Source organism: Stappia indica, from assembly GCF_001696535.1.
GTDB lineage: Bacteria > Pseudomonadota > Alphaproteobacteria > Rhizobiales > Stappiaceae > Stappia > Stappia indica.
On sequence record NZ_MBQE01000001.1, the window covers coordinates 817890 to 835404 of the forward strand.

Genomic DNA, 17515 nt, shown 5'->3' on the forward strand with positions numbered 1-17515 from the left:
GAAAAAATGACGAGAACCGAAGGCAGTGTTGAGCGGACCTACCGCGAGCTCAAGGAAATGGCGGCGAATTACCGGTTCAAGCCGGATTCGCGCCTGAACGAGAGCGAGCTGGCCAAGAAGCTCGATACCAGCCGCACGCCCCTGCGCGAGGCGCTCAACCGGCTGGTCGCCGAAGGGTTCCTGACCTTCCGCAGCGGCCAGGGCTTCTTCTGCCGCTCGCTGACGCCGGCCGAGATCATGGACCTCTACGAGGCCCGCGCCGCCATCGAGTGCGAGGCCGCCAAGCTCGCGGCCCTGCGCGCCAAGCCCGAGGACGTTGCCGCGCTCGAGACCTTCCTCAACGAGTCCCGCGTCGACTACCAGCCCGGCACCTCGCCCGTGGACCTCGTCCGCCTGGACGAGGAGTTCCATACGCGGCTGACGGCCCTTGCCGGCAATGCCGAAATGGTGCGGATGCTGGAGAACATGAACGGGCGCATTCACTACGTCCGCCTGATCGACCTCAAGACCCTGTGCGAGCGCGACGGGCCGGACAGCGTGACCACGGACCCGCACCAGCGGATCCTCGAGGCCGTCAAGCGCGGCGATGCGGACGCCGCACGGGCCGAAATGGCCGCCCATATCGAGCGGCGCCTGGAATCCATCACCGAGAACGTGCGCAACGCCTTCGCACAGCTCTACGCGCCGTAACGACAGGCGCACACGGTCGCGACAACGGATCGGCGGCTATCCGCTCGGCTGCGTGTTGGGATCGTTGCTTCCAAGATCAGGCAGCATGCCCGTCCCCGGCGTGGCATCCGGATTGCCGAGCTCGGGATCGTTGCCGAGCTGGCGCGGGGCGGCCTCGCTGTCGCTTCTATTGCCGGACGACGCCTCCGCCTCGTCCTGCGTGTAGCGGACCTCGCCGAAACTGTCGGCGGCGAAGGCGAACAGCCATCGCAGCGGCTCCTCGCCCTCGGCGAGGGTTCGGTGGGGCGTGGCAGCGGGAATGTGGAGCGCGAGTCCCGGCCGCAGATGGTGCCGCTCCGACCCCACCTCGCAGATCCCCTCACCCGACAAGATCACGTAGACCTCCGCCTCCTCATGCCGGTGACGCGAGAGCTCCTCGCCCGGTTCGAGTTCCGCAAGGCCGAAGGTCAGCTCCCCGGTCGGGGTGCGGTCGCCGGAGAAGATCAGCTTGAAGCGGGCCGTTTCCAGCCCGCGCCAACGTTTCCAGGGCAGCTTTTCCGGGTCGATGAGGGTTGCCATGTCGCTCGCTCCTTCCGATCGGGCCGAGCCGGCGCGCAAACCGGCCTCCCCCGCCCAACTGCCGGAAATTGCGCACTGTTCCATCCGGCAAGCCGGCGGAGGTCTCAAGGCTCGGTGAAGCCGTCGATGCTCGGCCGCACCTCGGCGCGGGAAAGCTGCGGATCATCCAGCAGGAAAGCCCCGCGGCGGGTGGCATGTCCGGGCACGTAGTCGAACCGGATCGTCTTGCGGATCGTCTGCCCCTGCCCGTCCGCCATCGCGACCTGGGCGACGACCCCCGCCGCCGTCCGGTCGCCGTCGTTGCGCACCACCACCTCGACAAGGGTGCCGTTGCTCACCTGCTCGAAGCGGTCGACCGATACGCTCAGCCGCGGCGGCACGCTGTCGCCGAAGGCAGCCTGATAGGCGAGAAAGGCCGCGATGCAGGCGACCAGAACCGCAGAGACGCCCCCCACGATCCACTCGACCGCCGGCCTGTCCCCTGCCCTGCTGCTGTTGCCGTCGCCGCTCATCGCCCGTTCTCCTCACAAGACCAGTCGCGCCGCGGCCGCCCCGAGGGCCGACGGAAACGCCAGCACCACCGCGGTCATGACGATGCTGTCGATCTCCTGGCCGTCGAGGCGCGCGAAGACCCACAGAAGCAGCAGGCTCATGACCATCGCGATCACGTAGCCGGGGAGGGTCAGGCGCAGAAAGGGGCTCCACCAAGGCTCCTCCGGCGAGGTTGGCGACCCGCCGGCAAAGCCCACCGCAAAGACGAAGGCGTGCATCAGCCCGATCGACAGGACGAGCAGCGCCAGCGCGTGCCATTCGCTCATCTGATAGGAGATCAGCACCATTTCCTCGGTCGGCGCGACGTTGAGACCGAGGAACAGCGCACCGATGCCCATCAGGAACAGCTCGCCGCCATAGGTCTCGCGCGCCTCCTTCGGGGACTCGTCGTCCTCGCCGGAGCTGCCGGCGAACTGGCTGCGGGCAAGCAGCGCCCCAATGGAGGCCGGAACCATCTGGATGGCGATCTTGCCGATCATCACGTCGACCGGTTCCTGCGGCCCGATCAGGCCGAACAACGCCAGCACGACCAGGCAGACCACCGCAGAGATGCCCAGCGCGAGAGCGGCGTCGAGCACATCGTCGCGCCAGTTGCGCGTGCTTTCGATGCCGATCCGGCGGGACAACAGCACCAGCATGGGCAGCGCCACCAGCACCAGGACGAGCAGCCGCATCCGGTCGAGATAGAGGCCGAGCTCCCACATCTCCATCGTCATCAGCATCGGCAACGAGAAGATCAGCGCGCCGCCTCCGGCCCGGCCGACATCCCGGCCGAGCTGGACGATCCCGCCGTCGTTTTTGCCACCGACCTGCACCAGCGCTCGGCTCCTGCCCTGCCCGAACCGGCCGAACGACCGGCCGTGATGGCAGGCTAACCCGCAGGAACGGGTCCGGTTCCCGCCGCTGGCAGCAGATGCGTTCTACGCAGCCACGTCCCGCATCCGCTTCTCGAACCGGAACATGCCGTCGTCGCCCGGCAGGTCGGGCTCGTCCGGACGGTGCGGATCCGGATGACCGGCGTGATGGTATTCGACGATATGGAAGCCGCAGACATTGACGTAGAAATGAATGTTCCGCTTCTCGAAATACGGCGTGTGCGTCGTCCAGACCTTCGTATCCGGATAGGCCGCCTCGATGGCGGCCCAGGCCTTGCGGCCGATGCCGCGGCCCAATTCGTCCTTGCGCACGAAGAAGAAGTCGAGGGAGTTGCGCTGCGTCTCCGGATCGATGGAGACCACGGCGCCGCCGACCCATCGGCCGTCTTCGAGAATCCGGTAGACGACAGCGTTCGGAGCCGTGAAGGAAGCGGTCACGTCGTCGTCGGACGGGATCGGGCCGTCGTCGACCGACCCGAAAGTTTCCACCACGGCGACGGCGAAGGCCTCCTGAAGATCCTTGCGGAAGCGCGGCAGGTCGTCATCGTGCGCGACGTCGAGGGTCACACGGGAGGTTGCGGTTGCGGATTTCATCAGAATTCTCCGAAGTCCATGATGGGATACGGTCGGCGGTCGGTCAGGTCGTGACGGCTTCGGCGGGGCCGTGCTTCGTCTTTCGCGCGGCGAGCCGCATGACGAGCGGGAAGAAGACGGGCACGAAGAGCACCGCAAGGACAGTCGCCGAGATCATGCCGCCGAACAGTCCGGTCCCCAGGGCGTTCTGCATCTCGAAGCTCGGGCCCTTGGCGATGACGAGGGGCACAATGCCGAGCGTGAAGGCCAGCGACGTCATCACGATCGGCCGAAGGCGCAGACGCGATGCCTCCATGGCCGCCTCCGTAAGGCTCCGCCCCTCCGTGTGCAGCTTGCGCGCGAACTCCACGATCAGCACCGCATTCTTGGCCGACAGGCCGATCAGCGTGATGAGGCCGACCTTGAAAAACACGTCGTTCTCCATGCCGCGCAGGTGCACCGCGACGACCGCGCCGAGGATGCCCAGCGGCACGACCAGCATCACCGCCAGCGGAATGGTCCAGCTCTCGTAGAGCGCTGCCAGCACCAGGAACACAACGAGGAAGGAAAAGGCGACCAGGATGGGCGCCTGCGTACCGGCCTGGCGCTCCTGATACGACTGTCCCGTCCATTCGACGCCATACCCACCCTTGAGTTTCGAGGCCAGGCGCTCGATCTCGGTCATCGCGGCGCCGCTCGATACGCCGGAGGCCGCATCGCCGGAAATGCTCAGCGACGGGTAGCCGTTGTGACGGTTCAGCTGGAGCGGGCTGACCGACCATTCGGGCGTGACCACTTCAGCGAGCGGAACCATGCCGCCCCTGTCGTTGCGCACATGCAGCTTGAGCACATCCTCGACCTGCATCCGATCCTTGGCCTCGGCCTGGATGATGACCTGCTGCAGGCGTCCTACACGCGGGAAATCGTTGATGTAGGTCGAGCCCATCGCCGCGGAGAGCGTATCGCTGATCATCGAGAAGTTGACGCCGAGCGCCCCGGCCTTCGCACGGTCGATGTTGAGACGGACGCTCGGGCCGCTCGGCAGTCCGTCGACACGGACGTTCTGCAGCAGCTTGCTGTCCGCCGCCAGTCTGACGAGCTCGTCGGCAGCTTCCTGCAGCGCCTTCGCACCGGTGCTGCGGCGGTCGACGAGGCGCATCGCGAAGCCGGACGTCGTGCCGAGTTCCTCGATGGTGGGCGGCTTCATGACGAGGATCTCGCCTTCGCTCGTGTCCTGCATCGCCGCGCTGGCGGCCGCCACTTCCACATCGGTACTGCTCTTGCGTTCGCTCCAGTCGCGCAAAGTGGTGAACGACATGGCCGCATTCGCTCCCGATCCGGAAAAGCTGAAGCCCATGACGGACAGGTTGTTCTCGATATCGGGGCGCGTCGCCGCATGGCGGTCGAAGGCTTCGACGATCGCCCTGGTCCGTTCGGCCGTCGCATCGGCCGGGAGCGTGAAGGACGTCATGAACGTGCCCTGGTCTTCCTCGGGGACGAAGGCAGTCGGCAGCGAACTGTAGCCGAAGGCCAGCGCGCCCACGATCCCGCCATAGACCAGCATCACACGCACGCCGCGCTTCACCAGGGCTCCGACCCAGGCAGTGTAGCGGCCCGTCAGCCGGTCGAAACCACGGTTGAACCACCCGAAAAATCCCTTGCGCTCGTGATGGGGCGCGATCGGCTTGAGGATCGTCGCACAGAGCGCTGGCGTCAGGCTGAGAGCGAGGAAGGCGGAGAAGAGGATCGAGACCGCCAGGGAGACCGTGAACTGGCGGTAGATCGCGCCCACCGAGCCCGTCGCCAGCCCCATCGGCAGAAACACCGCGGTCAGCACCAGCGTGATGCCGATGACCGCGCCGGTGATCTCGCGCATGGCGCAGCGCGTGGCGTCCCGTGGCGAAAGGCCTTCGCTCGCCATCAGCCGCTCGACATTCTCCACCACCACGATCGCATCGTCGACGATGATGCCGATGGCCAGAACCATGCCGAACATCGTCAGCGCATTGATCGAATAGCCGATGGCCCACATCACCGCGAAGGTGCCGAGCAGCGCGATCGGCGCGACGATTGCCGGGATCAGCGTGTAGCGCACCTTCTGGAGAAAGAGCAGCATGATCAGGAACACCAGCGCCATCGCCTCCGCCAGGGTCTGGACCACCTTGGTGATCGAGACCTTCACGAAGGGCGCAGTGTCGTAGGAGACCGCATAGGCGACGCCGGACGGCATCGAGGGTGCCAGCTCGGCCAGCCGCGCACGCACGGTCTCGGACGTGCTGATCGCGTTGGCGCCGGGGGCGAGCTGGATCGCCGCCGCCGTCGCCTGCTTGCCGCCGTCGAAGATCGAGAAACCGGAGGACTGGGCACCGACCTCGATGCGGGCAACGTCGCCGAGCGTCAGCTTCGACCCGTCGGGGTTCGACCGCAGCACCACCTCGGCGAATTGCTCGGGCGTCTCGAGCTGTCCGCTGACGCTGAGCGGCACGCTGATCATCTGCCCGGGAAGCGTCGGCTCTTCTGCAAGCCGGCCCGGAGCGACCTGGGTGTTCTGCGTCTGGATCGCCTGGATGATCTCGGCCATCGACAGCGAGTAGGACGTGAGCAGCGCGGGATCCACCCACACACGCATCGCCGCCTCCGAGCCGAACGACTGTACGCGGCCGACACCCGGCACGCGCTTCAGCTCCGGCGCAAGGCTGCGGACGAGATAATCATCGAGTGCCAGGGGATCGACCGCGCCGTCGTCCGACCGCAGAGAGACGATCATGAGAAAGCCGGAAGAGGCAGCCTCAACGGACAGTCCGCCGCGACGGACCTGCTCGGGCAGACGGGGCTCGACCGACTTCAGCCGGTTCTGCACATCGACCTGGGCGAGCTCGGGATCGGTCCCCGGCTTGAAGGTAACGGTGATGCTGGCGTTCCCCGAGGCATCCGCCGAGGATTCGAAATAGAGCACATCCTTGACGGCGGACAGCTCCCGCTCGATCGGGGCGGTGACGCTGTCGGTGACGGTCTGCGCGCTCGCGCCGACATAGCTGGCATTGATGCTGACGCTCGGCGGCGCGATCACGGGAAAGCGCGAGACCGGCAGCTGCGGGATCGCGACGATGCCGGCAATCGTGATGAAGATGGCGATGACCCAGGCGAAGACGGGTCGGTCGATGAAGAAATGGGGCATGACGGCGTGCTCTACTGTGCGTCCGTTCGAACGGCAGGCTGATACGCCACCGTCTGGAGCTTCGTTCCCTCGGTCGCGCGGTCCTGGCCCCGGACCACGACCTCCTCGCCGGCCGTGATGCCGGACAGGATCACATATTGCCGGTCGACCAGCGGCCCCAGCTCGACAGGACGGCGCGATGCCGTGCTGTCGGCCCCGACGACCGTCAGTTGCGGCCGGCCGGAGCCGTCGCGCACGACCGCCTCCTGCGGCACTGTCAGCGCGTTGGGATGGATGGACCGGGGAACCTTCGCGCGAAGGTACATGCCGGGCAGCAGCTGATCATAGGGATTGGGCACCTCGACGCGGATCGTGATGCTGCCAGTTCCCGGATCGACGGTGCTGTCGGAGAACCGGATGGTGCCCTGATATTCGTAGGGCTTGCCGGTGATGGTGAGAATGTCGACCGGCACGCCGTCGGCCTCGTTTCCCTGTCCGTTCGCAAGCGCTTCCTCGAGCACCTCACGGCGCATCGACGGCTGGCGGACATCCAGGAAGAGCCGGTCCAGTTGCTGCACGACGGCCATGGGACCGGTGGCGCCCGCCGTGGCGAGCCCGCCCTCGGTGATGAGCGCCTGGCCGATGCGGCCGGCGATCGGGCTGGTAACGGTGGCGTGGGCGAGCTCCAGCTCGCGGCGGGTGAGGTTCGCCCGCGCCTCCGCGACACTCGCCCGTGCATGCGCCAGCGCCGCCTTGGCATCCCCCAGAGCGGCCGCGGTCGCGGTCCGGCTTTCGGCCAGCGCCTTGATCCGGTCATGCTTGAGAGAGGCATTGAGCTCGTCCGCTTCCGCGCGCGCCAGCACCGCCGACGCGGCCTCGACGTCGGCGGCGAACGGTGCCGGGTCGATCTCGAACAAGGGCTGGTCGGCCGAGACCTCGGACCCTTCCTTGAAGAGCACCTTGCGAACGATCCCGCTGACCTGCGGCCGTATCTCGGCGGTTCGCAGTGCAGAGACGCGCCCGGGCAGTTCGTCATAGACGACGATGCGGCGCGGCCGGACGGTCAAGGTCGCCACGCGTGCGGCCTCCGCGTCGGCCTGTTCCCGCGCACTTGCAGCACCCTGCCCAGCCTCCGGCGCATCGTCGGAACACGCGGCAAGGGCCAGCAGGGCTGCGCCGAGAACCGCGAAGGTGAAGTGGCTGCGGGCACGCATCATCAAGACATCCTGGGAGACAACCGATCGCTCGAAGCGACGAGGCCCATATCGCCCTACAGCGTTTGCGCAGTGTGGAGGTTTTGTGGAGACTTGATGGACGCGGGGCCGGAACACTCGACGGCCGACAAGGCAAATGGCATCCCTTGAGCAGGAGAACGCCATGGCCGCACTTGTCCTGATTGCCGAAGACGACGACGAGATCGCCTCCATCCTGGATGCCTATCTGCAGCGGGAGGGGTTCAGAACCGTGCTTGCCCGCGACGGCCGCACCGCCCTCGATCTTCATCTCGCCTTGAAGCCGGATCTCGTGCTGCTGGATGTGAGCATGCCGCGCCTCGACGGCTGGGAAGTCCTGGCGGAACTGCGCCGGCGCGGCACTACCCCTGCCATCATGATCACCGCGCTCGACAAGGACATCGACCGCCTTCAGGGCCTGCGCATCGGCGCCGACGACTACGTCGTCAAGCCGTTCAACCCCATCGAAGTGGTGGCACGCGCCAAGGCTGTGCTGCGACGCTCGGGGCTGGCGACGGCGGGCGGTGTCTTGCGTGTGGGCGATCTCTCCATCGATCTCGACGGCTATCAGGCGAGCTTCGGCGAGGGCAGCGAGGCGAAGCCGCTGGCGCTCACCCTGACCGAGTTCCGCATCCTCGCCCATATGGCGCGCAATCCCGGCAAGGTGTTCACGCGCGGCGAGCTGGTGGATGCGTGCCTGCCCGGGTCCGACGCTCTGGACCGAACGGTGGACAGCCATCTCAGCAAGCTGCGCAAGAAGCTCGAACAGGCGGGTGCACACGGGCTCCTGCCCGGCGTTCGCGGCATCGGCTACAGATTGTCGGCGTGACGATGGACGCACCCACCGGACTGAGCCGCCAGATCCTTGTCGCCATGTCGGCGATCACCGTCCTCGCCGGCATCCTGGTGTTCTTCGGCACCTATCTCATCTACTCGGTTATCGTCGCCGTCTACCCGTCGCCGGAAACGGACGAATGGCTGACATCCCTGGATCTCGCGATCTTCGCTGCGCTGGTCCTCGTCACCCTGCCGATTGCCGCCTTCGTGGCGCTGCGGCTCGCGCGCCGCATCCTCGATCCGCTGGAGTCGCTGGCGCGCAGCGCTCGCCAGATCGCCGCCGGCGATTTGTCCGCCCGGGCCGCGACAAGCGAAAAGGCCCTGGGGGAAACCGCGTCGCTGGTCGCCGACTTCAACACGATGGCGCAACGGCTGCAGGACATGGCCGCCGACATGGCGCTGTGGAACGCGACGATCGCGCACGAACTGCGCACGCCGCTGACCATCCTCAAGGGGCGTCTCCAGGGGATCATCGACGGCGTGTTCGAGCCGGACGAGCTCACGCTTCGCCGGCTGATCCATCAGGTCGACGGCCTGAGCCGGCTGGTCGAGGATCTTCGGACGGTAACCCTCGCCGACAGTGGCCATCTCGACCTGCGCATCGTGCCGACCCGCCTCGCCAGGGAGCTCGAGGAAATCGCCGAGCTCATGGCACCCGACCTGAATTCCGGCGGGTTCCGGTTGGCGCTCGATCTTGACGACATCATCGTCGACGCAGATGCGACACGCGTTCGCCAGGCGGTCCTCGCCCTGATCTCGAATGCGCGACGCCACGCCCTCCGCGGTACGATCACCATCAGTCTCAAGCGCCGCGACGGCACCGCGGTGGTGGCAATCTCGGATCAGGGGCCGGGCATCCACCCGGACCTTGCCGCCCAGGTGTTCGAACCTTTCGTCCGCGGCGACCCCGACCGCGCGAAGGAAACGGGTGGGAACGGACTGGGCCTCTCCGTCGTGCGCGCGATCATGGACGCCCATGGCGGAAGTCTTCGATACCGCACCGCACCAGGCGGCGGCGCGCTCTTCGAGATGGAGTTCAAGAGCCCGGTCGCACCGCAGGGACGGTAGCGCGGGAGGTGCCGTCGAACCTTGCGGTAACGACCGGCGTCAGAGCGGGCGGTAGCTTTCGTCCAGGCGCGTGACGACGCCGTATCTGTGCTGGTTGTTGACGTGGCTGGAGAACAGGACGACGAAAACCGCAACGAGCATGCAGACGACGAGGAAATTTCTGGCAATCATCTCGTGCCTCCTTTTCGGAAGCTATCTGCCAGCTTGAGATCGAGGGAAGATGGAGAGCCTGTGCAGGTTTGGTGGAGCGCAGCATTTGCGCCGACAGACACAGGCGACCGAAACCACAGGCGACCGAAACGAAGAACCCCCGCTTGTCTGCAACGCGAAGATCGTGTCTGCGGACGAGCAGGGGATTGCGGGCTGAGTTCAAGATGCCTCAGCGCCGCCGATCGAACCGCCGCAAAAATCCGGCGGCGCCTGAATCACTCCCACTCGATGGTTCCGGGGGGCTTGGAGGTGATGTCGTAGGTCACCCGGTTGATGCCCTCGACCTCGTTGATGATCCGCGTCGCGGTCTCGCCGAGGAACTCGTGGGTGAAGGGATAGTAGTCGGCCGTCATGCCGTCGACAGAGGTCACCGCGCGCAGGGCGCAGGCATAGTCGTAGGTCCGCCCGTCGCCCATCACGCCGACGGTGCGCACCGGCAGGATTGCCACAAAGGCCTGCCAGATCTCGTCGTAGAGCCCGTGGCGGCGGATCTGGTCGATATAGACCGCATCCGCCTTGCGCAGGATGTCGAGCTTCGCCCGCGTGATCTCGCCCGGGCAGCGGATCGCAAGGCCGGGTCCGGGGAACGGATGACGGCCGATGAAGCTGTCCGGAAGGCCGAGTTCGCGCCCGAGCGCCCTCACCTCGTCCTTGAACAATTCGCGCAGGGGCTCGACCAGCTTCAGCCCCATCTTCTCCGGCAGGCCGCCGACATTGTGGTGGCTCTTGATCGTCACCGACGGACCGCCCGAGAACGACACGCTCTCGATCACGTCCGGATACAGCGTTCCCTGCGCCAGGAACTCGGCGCCTTCGATGCTGTTCGCATGCTTCTGGAACACGTCGATGAACAGCTTGCCGATGGTCTTGCGCTTCACTTCCGGATCGCTGACGCCCTCCAGCGCCGACAGGAACAGCTCCTGTTCGTCGGCATGGATCAGGCGGATGTTGTAGTGGTCGCGGAACATGGTCACGACCTCTTCCGCCTCGCCGAGGCGTAGCAGGCCGTGATCGACGAAGACGCAGGTGAGCTGATCGCCGATCGCCTCGTGGATCAGCACCGCCGCCACCGAGCTGTCGACGCCGCCGGACAGGCCGCAGATGACCTTCTTGTCGCCCACCTGCTCGCGGATCTTGCGGATCGCCTCCTCGCGATAGGCGCCCATCGTCCAGTCGCCGGTAAAGCCGGCCAGCTTGACGAAGTTCTCGTAGAGCCGCTTGCCGTTCGGCGTGTGGTGCACTTCCGGGTGGAACTGCACGGCAAAGAACTGGCGCTGCGGATCGGCGGTGATGGCGAAGGGCGCATTGGGCGAAGTGCCGAACACCTCGAAGCCCGGAGCAAGCCGGCTGACATGGTCGCCGTGGCTCATCCAGACCTGCTCGCGCCCGCCGTCGAACCAGCCGTCGAGGAAGGGCAGCCGCTGCTCGGTCGGCGTGACATAGGCCCGGCCGAACTCCGCCGTGCCGCCGCCGCCGGAGATCTTGCCGCCCTCCACCTGGCCGCCGAGGTCCTGCATCATCACCTGCTGCCCGTAGCAGATGCCGAGGATCGGCACGCCGAGCTCGTAGACGGAGGCCGGCGGGCGCGGCGATCCCTGGCGGGTCACCGAATCCGGGCCGCCGGAGAAGATCACCGCCTTCGGCCGGAACTCGGCCAGAAAATCGTCGGTGACGTTCTGGAAGGGATGGATCTCGCAGTAGACGTTCAGCTCGCGCAGACGCCGCGCGATGAGCTGGGTTACCTGCGAGCCGAAATCGATGATGAGGAGCTGGTCGGTCATGGGCAGCTAATAGCCAAAGCGTGGCGGGTTTTGAACAGGAATCTTGTGCCCTCAGCCCTGCATTTGTCGCAATGCCGCAATCTTGCCGGACGGCTGCGGATAACTGCGGGAACGGGCGCAGGAACTTTGACCATCTGGACGAAGCACCCTACGCTCCCGCAATGACCTGCCTTGAAGACCGCGCGGCCGAATCGCCGCTGTCGGACCGCAATGGCACTAGCGCGGCTCAGGAGCCCACCCGATCCATGGCCTCATTCCTTTCGCCGCCCGAAGCCTCAGATGCTCTCATCGCGGCCGCCGCGCGCGAATCCGCCGGCGACTTCAACGGCGCCCTCGACATCTACCGTGCGCTGATGACCCGCGATCCGGAGGATTTCGAGGCCCGCTACCGCGCCGGCACGGCGATGATGCGCAAGGGCGACCTCGAAGAGGCGGTGACCTTGCTGCGCCAGGTGGTGTTCACCCGCCCCGAGCATGGCCCTGCCCGCGCCAATCTGGGCAATGCCCTGCTGCTGCTCGGGCGCTACGATCAGGCGCGCGAGGCGTTCCTCGCGGTGCTCGACTTCGACCGCGACAACCGCAACGCACTTTACGGCCTGTCGACGATCCTGATCCGCTCCGGACGCCATGCCGAGGCCGCTCCCCATGCCCGCCGCCTGCTCAAGGCGATGCCGGAGAGCGCCGCGGCGCTGACGCTGGATGCCGATGCCCAGGCCCCGCTCGGCAATGTCGCGGCCGCCATCGCCCAGTATCGCCATGCCCTGCGCCTCGACGACACCTACGTCCCGGCCCTGAAGGGGCTGGCCCGGACCCTGTTCCGCCAGGCCCGGCACGAGGAGGCGCTGGACGCGGCCACCCATGCCGTCGTCCGCGGCGCCGCCGACGCCGAGATCATGGCCCTGCTCGGCTCCATCCATCTTGCCGGCGAACGCTGGAGCGAGGCGATCGAGGCCTTTGCCGACGCGCAGGAATTGGAGCCCGACAACCCGGAGCACCCGATCCAGCTCAGCCATGCCTGCCGCAAGGCCGGCGACATCGCCGGCGCCCTGTCGAACGCTCGCGCCGCCTGGGAACTGGATGCCGACAACCGCGCCGCCGGCAACGCGCTCGGCACCGCCCTCGCCGCCGCCGGCGCCGGCCTACAGGCCCGAAGCGTGCTGATGGCCGCCGGCCAGCGCGACCGTGTGCCCCAGGGGGTCTGGCGCGATCTCGACGTGCTGGTGCCGCAGCTTGAAAGCCAAGCGGTGGAGCGGGCCCAGGAGGCCGCAGAACGTGCCGAACGGCTGCTCGCCGAGCGCCAGCAGCGCGCCGAGGAACAGCCCGCGCAAGAAGAGACGCTCCAAGAGCCTGTCGCGGAGGCGGGTGAAGACGGCGAGACCGACGAGCAGGGCGAGGCTCGCCGCGATCCGGAGAACCTGCCGCTCTTTCCCGGTATCTGACGGCTCACGCCGTCGGGTCCGGTATCTGACGGATAGCACCGTCGGGCCCGGCATCTGCCACCAAGCATCGTCCGCCCGAAACGAAAGAGGCTGCCCGCAGGCAGCCTCTCGCGTCACATATCGCCGATTTTCGCGGCTCAGCCCTCTTCGCGCCGCCGCAGCAGGGCGATAAAGAAGCCGTCCGTCGCGGTGCGTGCGGGGCTCAGCGTTGCAAAGCCCGGCTCCTCGAAGCGAGGACGCGGCGCGGCCTCGCCGAACAGCTCGCTCCAGCGCGGCTCCAGCGAAACCGCCTCGAACTCGCCGGCCTCACCCAGGAATGCCCGCACCTGCTCGCCGTTCTCGCAAGGCAGCAGCGAACAGGTCGCGTAGAGAAGATGACCGCCGGGACGTACATACCGGCTTGCGGCAGCCAGCACCTCGCGCTGCTCGCGCACGCGTGCAGCGAGCGCGTTGGGCGTGATGCGCCACTTGGAATCGGGTCGCCGGCGCCAGACGCCCGTGCCCGAGCACGGCACGTCGACGAAGACGAGATCCATCCGTCCTTCCAGATCGGCAAGAGAGGTCGCTTCCGGGTCCCGGACCTGGACATTGCGCGCACCGGCCCGCTGCAGCCGCTCGAAGATCGGCGCAAGGCGCAGCTTGCTGGCATCATGGGCGTAGATCTGCCCGCGATTGCCCATGGCCCCGGCCAGCGCCAGCGTCTTGCCGCCGCCACCGGCGCAATAGTCCAGCACCTGCGCCGGCTCGACCGAAGCGGCAACGAGCGCGGCCACCTGGCTCGCCTCGTCCTGCAGCTCGAACCAGCCCTTGCGGAAGCCTTCCTCCGCCTGGACATGCGGTGCCCGCTCCTTGCCGAGCGGCGGCTCGATCCGCAGCCCGACCGGCGAGATCGTCGTCTCGTGCAGGGAAAGATGCGAGAGCTTGCGCAGCATACGCTCTCGGTCGCCCTTCAGCAGGTTGACGCGCAGATCGATGGGAGCACGGGCGGCGAGCGCCCTGCCCTCCTCGACCGCGGCATCGCCGAACGCCTCGAAGAACTGCGGCCAGAGCCATTCGGGGATATCCGCCGCCACATGCGGGGCCACGTCCGAAGGCGCGTCGGCGACGAGCCGGGCGGCTTCCTCCTCGCTCACCGGCTCGGGAGCGAACCGGTCGCCGTCGAGCACTGCTGAAAGGCCCTCGAGCCCGAAACCCCAGATCCGCGCATAGGTGGCGAACACCAACGCGCGCGGGCTCTCGTCCTGCATGATCGCGGCCAGCGACAACCGTCGTCGCAGCGCGTCGAACACGAGGTTGGCGATAACCAGCCGGTCGCCCGACCCGGCAAAACGATGCTGCCGGCCCCAGTCACGCAGCGCGTCCTGCACCGGGCGGCGCGCCTGCTCGACATCGCCGAGAATCTCGATTGCCGCCGCAAGGCGGCCTCCGTCCTTCATCTTCAGTGCCCTCGAAATCCGTCCATGCGCGCCGACCTGTCGCGGAACTGGCCGCGCAGCGCAGCCGCTGCCCTGTGGCGCGACGCGCAAGATCCTGCCGGCAAGCCCGTCACCGCCCCGTCGGCCGGCACTGCGCTCTTTCGGCTGCTTTAGCCGATCCACCGCGGATTGCCAATGTCTGCCGGCCTTTCAGTGTTGCGCGGGTCTCGTTCACCGCCGAGGCGATTTCAGCCATGGATTGTATTTCCAATCAACCTGAAGTAGGAATGACTTGTAATTATTTACAGATCACAACTTTAAATCAACTTTTACGTGTTGAACGGTAGAATAGAAATAACGCTTCCATAACGTCTGCGAGCGCCAAATCTTGCTTAACGGAGGAGGATGCCATGCGCAAAGACATCAACCAGCCATCAGCAAGCCCCACAACCGATCCGGAGAAGGAAGTACGCGCCTGGAAGGCGTATTTCGCGTATGCGGCGCAGGATATGGTCGGGGAATCTCCCGAGCTCCTCGTCGCCTGCGCCCATCGCCTTCTGGAGATGTCGCAAGAGCCTCGCGCGCCCCGCCGCGGCGGCCGGCGCCGCACCGCGCCCGCGGAAGCTGCCGCCAGCTGACCGGTCCTGTGATAACGGAACGCATGAACGCCAGCGGGCGGGAGATGATCTCCCGCCCGCTTCATTTCGACATCCACTATCGACCGTACAGCGATCAGACGCCGCCGGGATAGTTGGGGCTCTCGCGGGTGATGGTCACGTCGTGGGCGTGGCTTTCGCGAAGACCCGCGCCGGAGATCCGCACAAACCGCGCCTTCTCCTGAAGATCGGGAATGCTGCGCGCACCGACATAGCCCATGGCGGCACGCAGGCCACCGCCGAGCTGATGCAGGACGCTGGCCAGCGGCCCCTTATACGGCACCTGACCCTCGATGCCTTCCGGCACCAGCTTCAGGGCATCGCGCACCTCGGCCTGGAAGTAGCGGTCGGCGGAGCCACGGGCCATCGCGCCCACCGAACCCATGCCGCGATAGGCCTTGTAGGAACGGCCCTGGTGCAGATAGACCTCGCCGGGGCTCTCGTCCGTGCCGGCCAGCAGCGAGCCGACCATGGCGGCGGAAGCGCCGGCGGCCAGCGCCTTGGCCAGATCGCCGGAGAACTTGATGCCACCGTCGGCGACGACGGGCACGCCGTCCTTCTCCGCCGCAGCGCAGGCTTCCATGATCGCCGTCAGCTGCGGAACGCCGACGCCGGCAACGATACGGGTGGTGCAGATGGAGCCCGGGCCGATGCCGACCTTGACCGCATCCGCGCCCGCGTCGATCAGTGCCCGCGTACCGTCGCCCGTGGCGACATTGCCGGCCAGAACCTGCACTGCGTTCGACTGCGCCTTGACCCGGCGCACCATCTCCAGCACGCGCTCGGAATGGCCGTGGGCGGTGTCGACGACCAGAAGGTCGACGCCGGCATCCATCAGCCGCTCGGCCCGCTCGAAGCCCTCCGGCCCGACGCTCGTCGCAGCCGCGACGCGCAGGCGGCCCTGCTCGTCCTTCGAGGCGTTCGGATTGAGCTGCGCCTTCTCCATATCCTTGACGGTGATCAGGCCGACGCAGTTCTGGCGATCATCGACGACCAGCAGCTTCTCGATGCGGTGAGCGTGCAGCAGGCGCTTGGCCTCCGCCTGGCTGACCGTGTCTTGCACCGTCACCAGCCCCTCGCGGGTCATCAGCTCGGCAACGCGCTGTGCCGGATCGGAGGCGAACCGTACGTCGCGGTTGGTCAGGATGCCGACGAGACGGCCGACATGCTGGCCGCCGGCGCCGCCATTCTCGACCACCGGCACACCGGAGATGCCGAAGCGCTGCATCAGGTCCAGCGCTTCCTGCAGCGTCGCGTCCGGGCCGATCACCAGCGGGTTCACGACCATGCCGGATTCGAACTTCTTCACCTGGCGGACCTGCTCGGCCTGCTGGTCGATGGTCAGGTTGCGGTGAATGACGCCGATGCCGCCGGCCTGGGCCATCGCGATAGCGAGGCGCCCTTCCGTAACGGTGTCCATGGCGCTCGACAGGATCGGCAGGTTCAGCTCGAGCTCGCGCGTCACGCGGGTGCGCAGATCCGTTTCCGCCGGCAGGACCTCGGAATGGCCCGGCATCAGCAGGACGTCGTCGAAGGTCAGAGCCTCCGTACCATGGATGGATTGGTAGAATGAGGGCATCGGCCAGTTCCCCTTTCAGGAAAAACGAACCTCGTCCGGTCGGGAGGCGTCCGGAAGAGCGATCGCAGATGGGAGAAGTTGGCGCGGGTCATTAACACGCGTGCGACGGGAAGGGAAGCGGGATCGCGGAAGGAGCTAGCCCTCCACGATCTTTTCTTCGGCACGCGGATGCGGGCTATGCCGTCCGCTCAGTCCTTGCGGCCGCGAAAACCCTTCGCAAGCACATAGAGTTCCGGGCTTTCCTTGCGGCTTGCCGGCGGCTTGATGTGATGCACCGTCTGGTAGTCGCGCTTCAGCTCCGACAGCTGGTCATTCTCCGTCCCGCCGCGAAATACCTTCGACAGGAAGGCGCCGCCCGGCGCCAGATTCTCGCGGGCGAAGAGAGCCGCCACCTCGAACAGGTGAGTCGTGCGCAGGTGATCGGTCTGACGGTGGCCGGTGGTGGGCGCCGCCATGTCCGAGATCACGAGATCCGGCGCATGGCCGCCCAGCGCCTGCAACAGGGCCTCCGGTGCATCGTCGTCGAGAAAATCCTTCAGCAGCAGCACGACGCCGGGCAGCGGCTCCACCTCCAGATAGTCGATGCCGACGATCAGCGGGTCGGCGTCGGTCGAGCCGGTCTTGACTGCTGCCACCTGGCACCAGCCGCCGGGCGCTGCGCCCAGGTCGACAATCCTCTGCCCCGGCTTCAGCAGCTTGTGCTTCTCGTCGATCTCCAGCAGCTTGTAGGCCGCACGCGAGCGATAGCCGTCGATCTTCGACCGGCGGACATAAGGGTCGTTGAGCTGGCGCTGAAGCCAACGGGTGGAAGAATTGGAGCGCTTGCGCGCGGTCTTCACCCGCTCGAACATGCCGCGGTCGCCGCGTCCGCGGCCCGAAGTGGTCATCGTCTC

The 17515-nt window shown here is 66.9% G+C and carries 16 protein-coding genes; 5 read left to right on the forward strand and 11 right to left on the reverse strand.

What is annotated here, in order from left to right; all coding sequences use genetic code 11:
• Nucleotides 1-6: 6 nt before the first annotated feature.
• Complete coding sequence (locus BBX35_RS03800) at nucleotides 7-690, forward strand: GntR family transcriptional regulator (protein ID WP_067216190.1); 684 nt, start codon at nucleotides 7-9, stop codon at nucleotides 688-690.
• 36 nt (nucleotides 691-726) lie between these two features.
• Here the strand turns inward: BBX35_RS03800 and BBX35_RS03805 are convergent, their stop codons facing one another.
• The 6 genes from BBX35_RS03805 to BBX35_RS03830 form a co-directional block, all read right to left on the reverse strand.
• A complete protein-coding gene (locus BBX35_RS03805) occupies nucleotides 727-1248 on the reverse strand; it encodes a cupin domain-containing protein (RefSeq protein WP_067216191.1) in 522 nt (173 codons plus the stop codon).
• 104 nt (nucleotides 1249-1352) lie between these two features.
• Complete coding sequence (locus BBX35_RS03810; protein WP_067216194.1) at nucleotides 1353-1760, reverse strand: hypothetical protein; 408 nt, start codon at nucleotides 1758-1760, stop codon at nucleotides 1353-1355.
• A 12-nt stretch (nucleotides 1761-1772) separates the two neighbouring features.
• On the reverse strand, nucleotides 1773-2615 hold the full coding sequence (locus BBX35_RS03815) for a TIGR02587 family membrane protein (RefSeq protein WP_244271554.1): 843 nt from the start codon (nucleotides 2613-2615) through the stop codon (nucleotides 1773-1775).
• 105 nt (nucleotides 2616-2720) lie between these two features.
• On the reverse strand, nucleotides 2721-3269 hold the full coding sequence (locus BBX35_RS03820) for a GNAT family N-acetyltransferase (RefSeq protein WP_067216198.1): 549 nt from the start codon (nucleotides 3267-3269) through the stop codon (nucleotides 2721-2723).
• Between the two features lie 43 nt (nucleotides 3270-3312).
• Nucleotides 3313-6426 (reverse strand): multidrug efflux RND transporter permease subunit, encoded by a 3114-nt coding sequence (locus BBX35_RS03825; RefSeq protein WP_067216200.1) that lies wholly within the window; start codon nucleotides 6424-6426, stop codon nucleotides 3313-3315.
• A gap of 11 nt (nucleotides 6427-6437) precedes the next feature.
• Complete coding sequence (locus BBX35_RS03830; protein WP_083206012.1) at nucleotides 6438-7622, reverse strand: efflux RND transporter periplasmic adaptor subunit; 1185 nt, start codon at nucleotides 7620-7622, stop codon at nucleotides 6438-6440.
• A gap of 160 nt (nucleotides 7623-7782) precedes the next feature.
• On the opposite strand from BBX35_RS03830, the gene BBX35_RS03835 reads away from it, so the two are divergent.
• Nucleotides 7783-8466: a response regulator gene (locus tag BBX35_RS03835; protein ID WP_067216203.1), complete on the forward strand. Its 684-nt coding sequence runs from the start codon at nucleotides 7783-7785 to the stop codon at nucleotides 8464-8466.
• 44 nt (nucleotides 8467-8510) lie between these two features.
• Complete coding sequence (locus tag BBX35_RS03840) at nucleotides 8511-9542, forward strand: ATP-binding protein (protein ID WP_244271555.1); 1032 nt, start codon at nucleotides 8511-8513, stop codon at nucleotides 9540-9542.
• A gap of 39 nt (nucleotides 9543-9581) precedes the next feature.
• On the opposite strand, the gene BBX35_RS23980 is transcribed toward BBX35_RS03840, so the two are convergent.
• Nucleotides 9582-9713 (reverse strand): hypothetical protein, encoded by a 132-nt coding sequence (locus BBX35_RS23980; protein WP_279626337.1) that lies wholly within the window; start codon nucleotides 9711-9713, stop codon nucleotides 9582-9584.
• A gap of 254 nt (nucleotides 9714-9967) precedes the next feature.
• Nucleotides 9968-11533 (reverse strand): glutamine-hydrolyzing GMP synthase, encoded by a 1566-nt coding sequence (gene guaA / locus BBX35_RS03845; protein WP_067216209.1) that lies wholly within the window; start codon nucleotides 11531-11533, stop codon nucleotides 9968-9970.
• 245 nt (nucleotides 11534-11778) lie between these two features.
• On the opposite strand from guaA, the gene BBX35_RS03850 reads away from it, so the two are divergent.
• A complete protein-coding gene (locus BBX35_RS03850; protein WP_067216211.1) occupies nucleotides 11779-12972 on the forward strand; it encodes a tetratricopeptide repeat protein in 1194 nt (397 codons plus the stop codon).
• Nucleotides 12973-13109: 137 nt separating this feature from the next.
• Here BBX35_RS03850 and BBX35_RS03855 read toward each other — a convergent pair whose 3' ends face one another.
• Entirely contained in the window at nucleotides 13110-14408 is a 1299-nt protein-coding gene (locus BBX35_RS03855) for an RsmB/NOP family class I SAM-dependent RNA methyltransferase (RefSeq protein ID WP_067216213.1), read from the reverse strand.
• 389 nt (nucleotides 14409-14797) lie between these two features.
• Between BBX35_RS03855 and BBX35_RS03860 the strand changes: the two genes are divergently transcribed.
• Nucleotides 14798-15025: a hypothetical protein gene (locus BBX35_RS03860; RefSeq protein WP_067216215.1), complete on the forward strand. Its 228-nt coding sequence runs from the start codon at nucleotides 14798-14800 to the stop codon at nucleotides 15023-15025.
• Between the two features lie 94 nt (nucleotides 15026-15119).
• On the opposite strand, the gene guaB is transcribed toward BBX35_RS03860, so the two are convergent.
• On the reverse strand, nucleotides 15120-16622 hold the full coding sequence (guaB, locus tag BBX35_RS03865; protein ID WP_067216217.1) for an IMP dehydrogenase: 1503 nt from the start codon (nucleotides 16620-16622) through the stop codon (nucleotides 15120-15122).
• A 188-nt stretch (nucleotides 16623-16810) separates the two neighbouring features.
• On the reverse strand, nucleotides 16811-17509 hold the full coding sequence (locus tag BBX35_RS03870) for an RlmE family RNA methyltransferase (RefSeq protein ID WP_067216220.1): 699 nt from the start codon (nucleotides 17507-17509) through the stop codon (nucleotides 16811-16813).
• Nucleotides 17510-17515 lie beyond the last annotated feature (6 nt).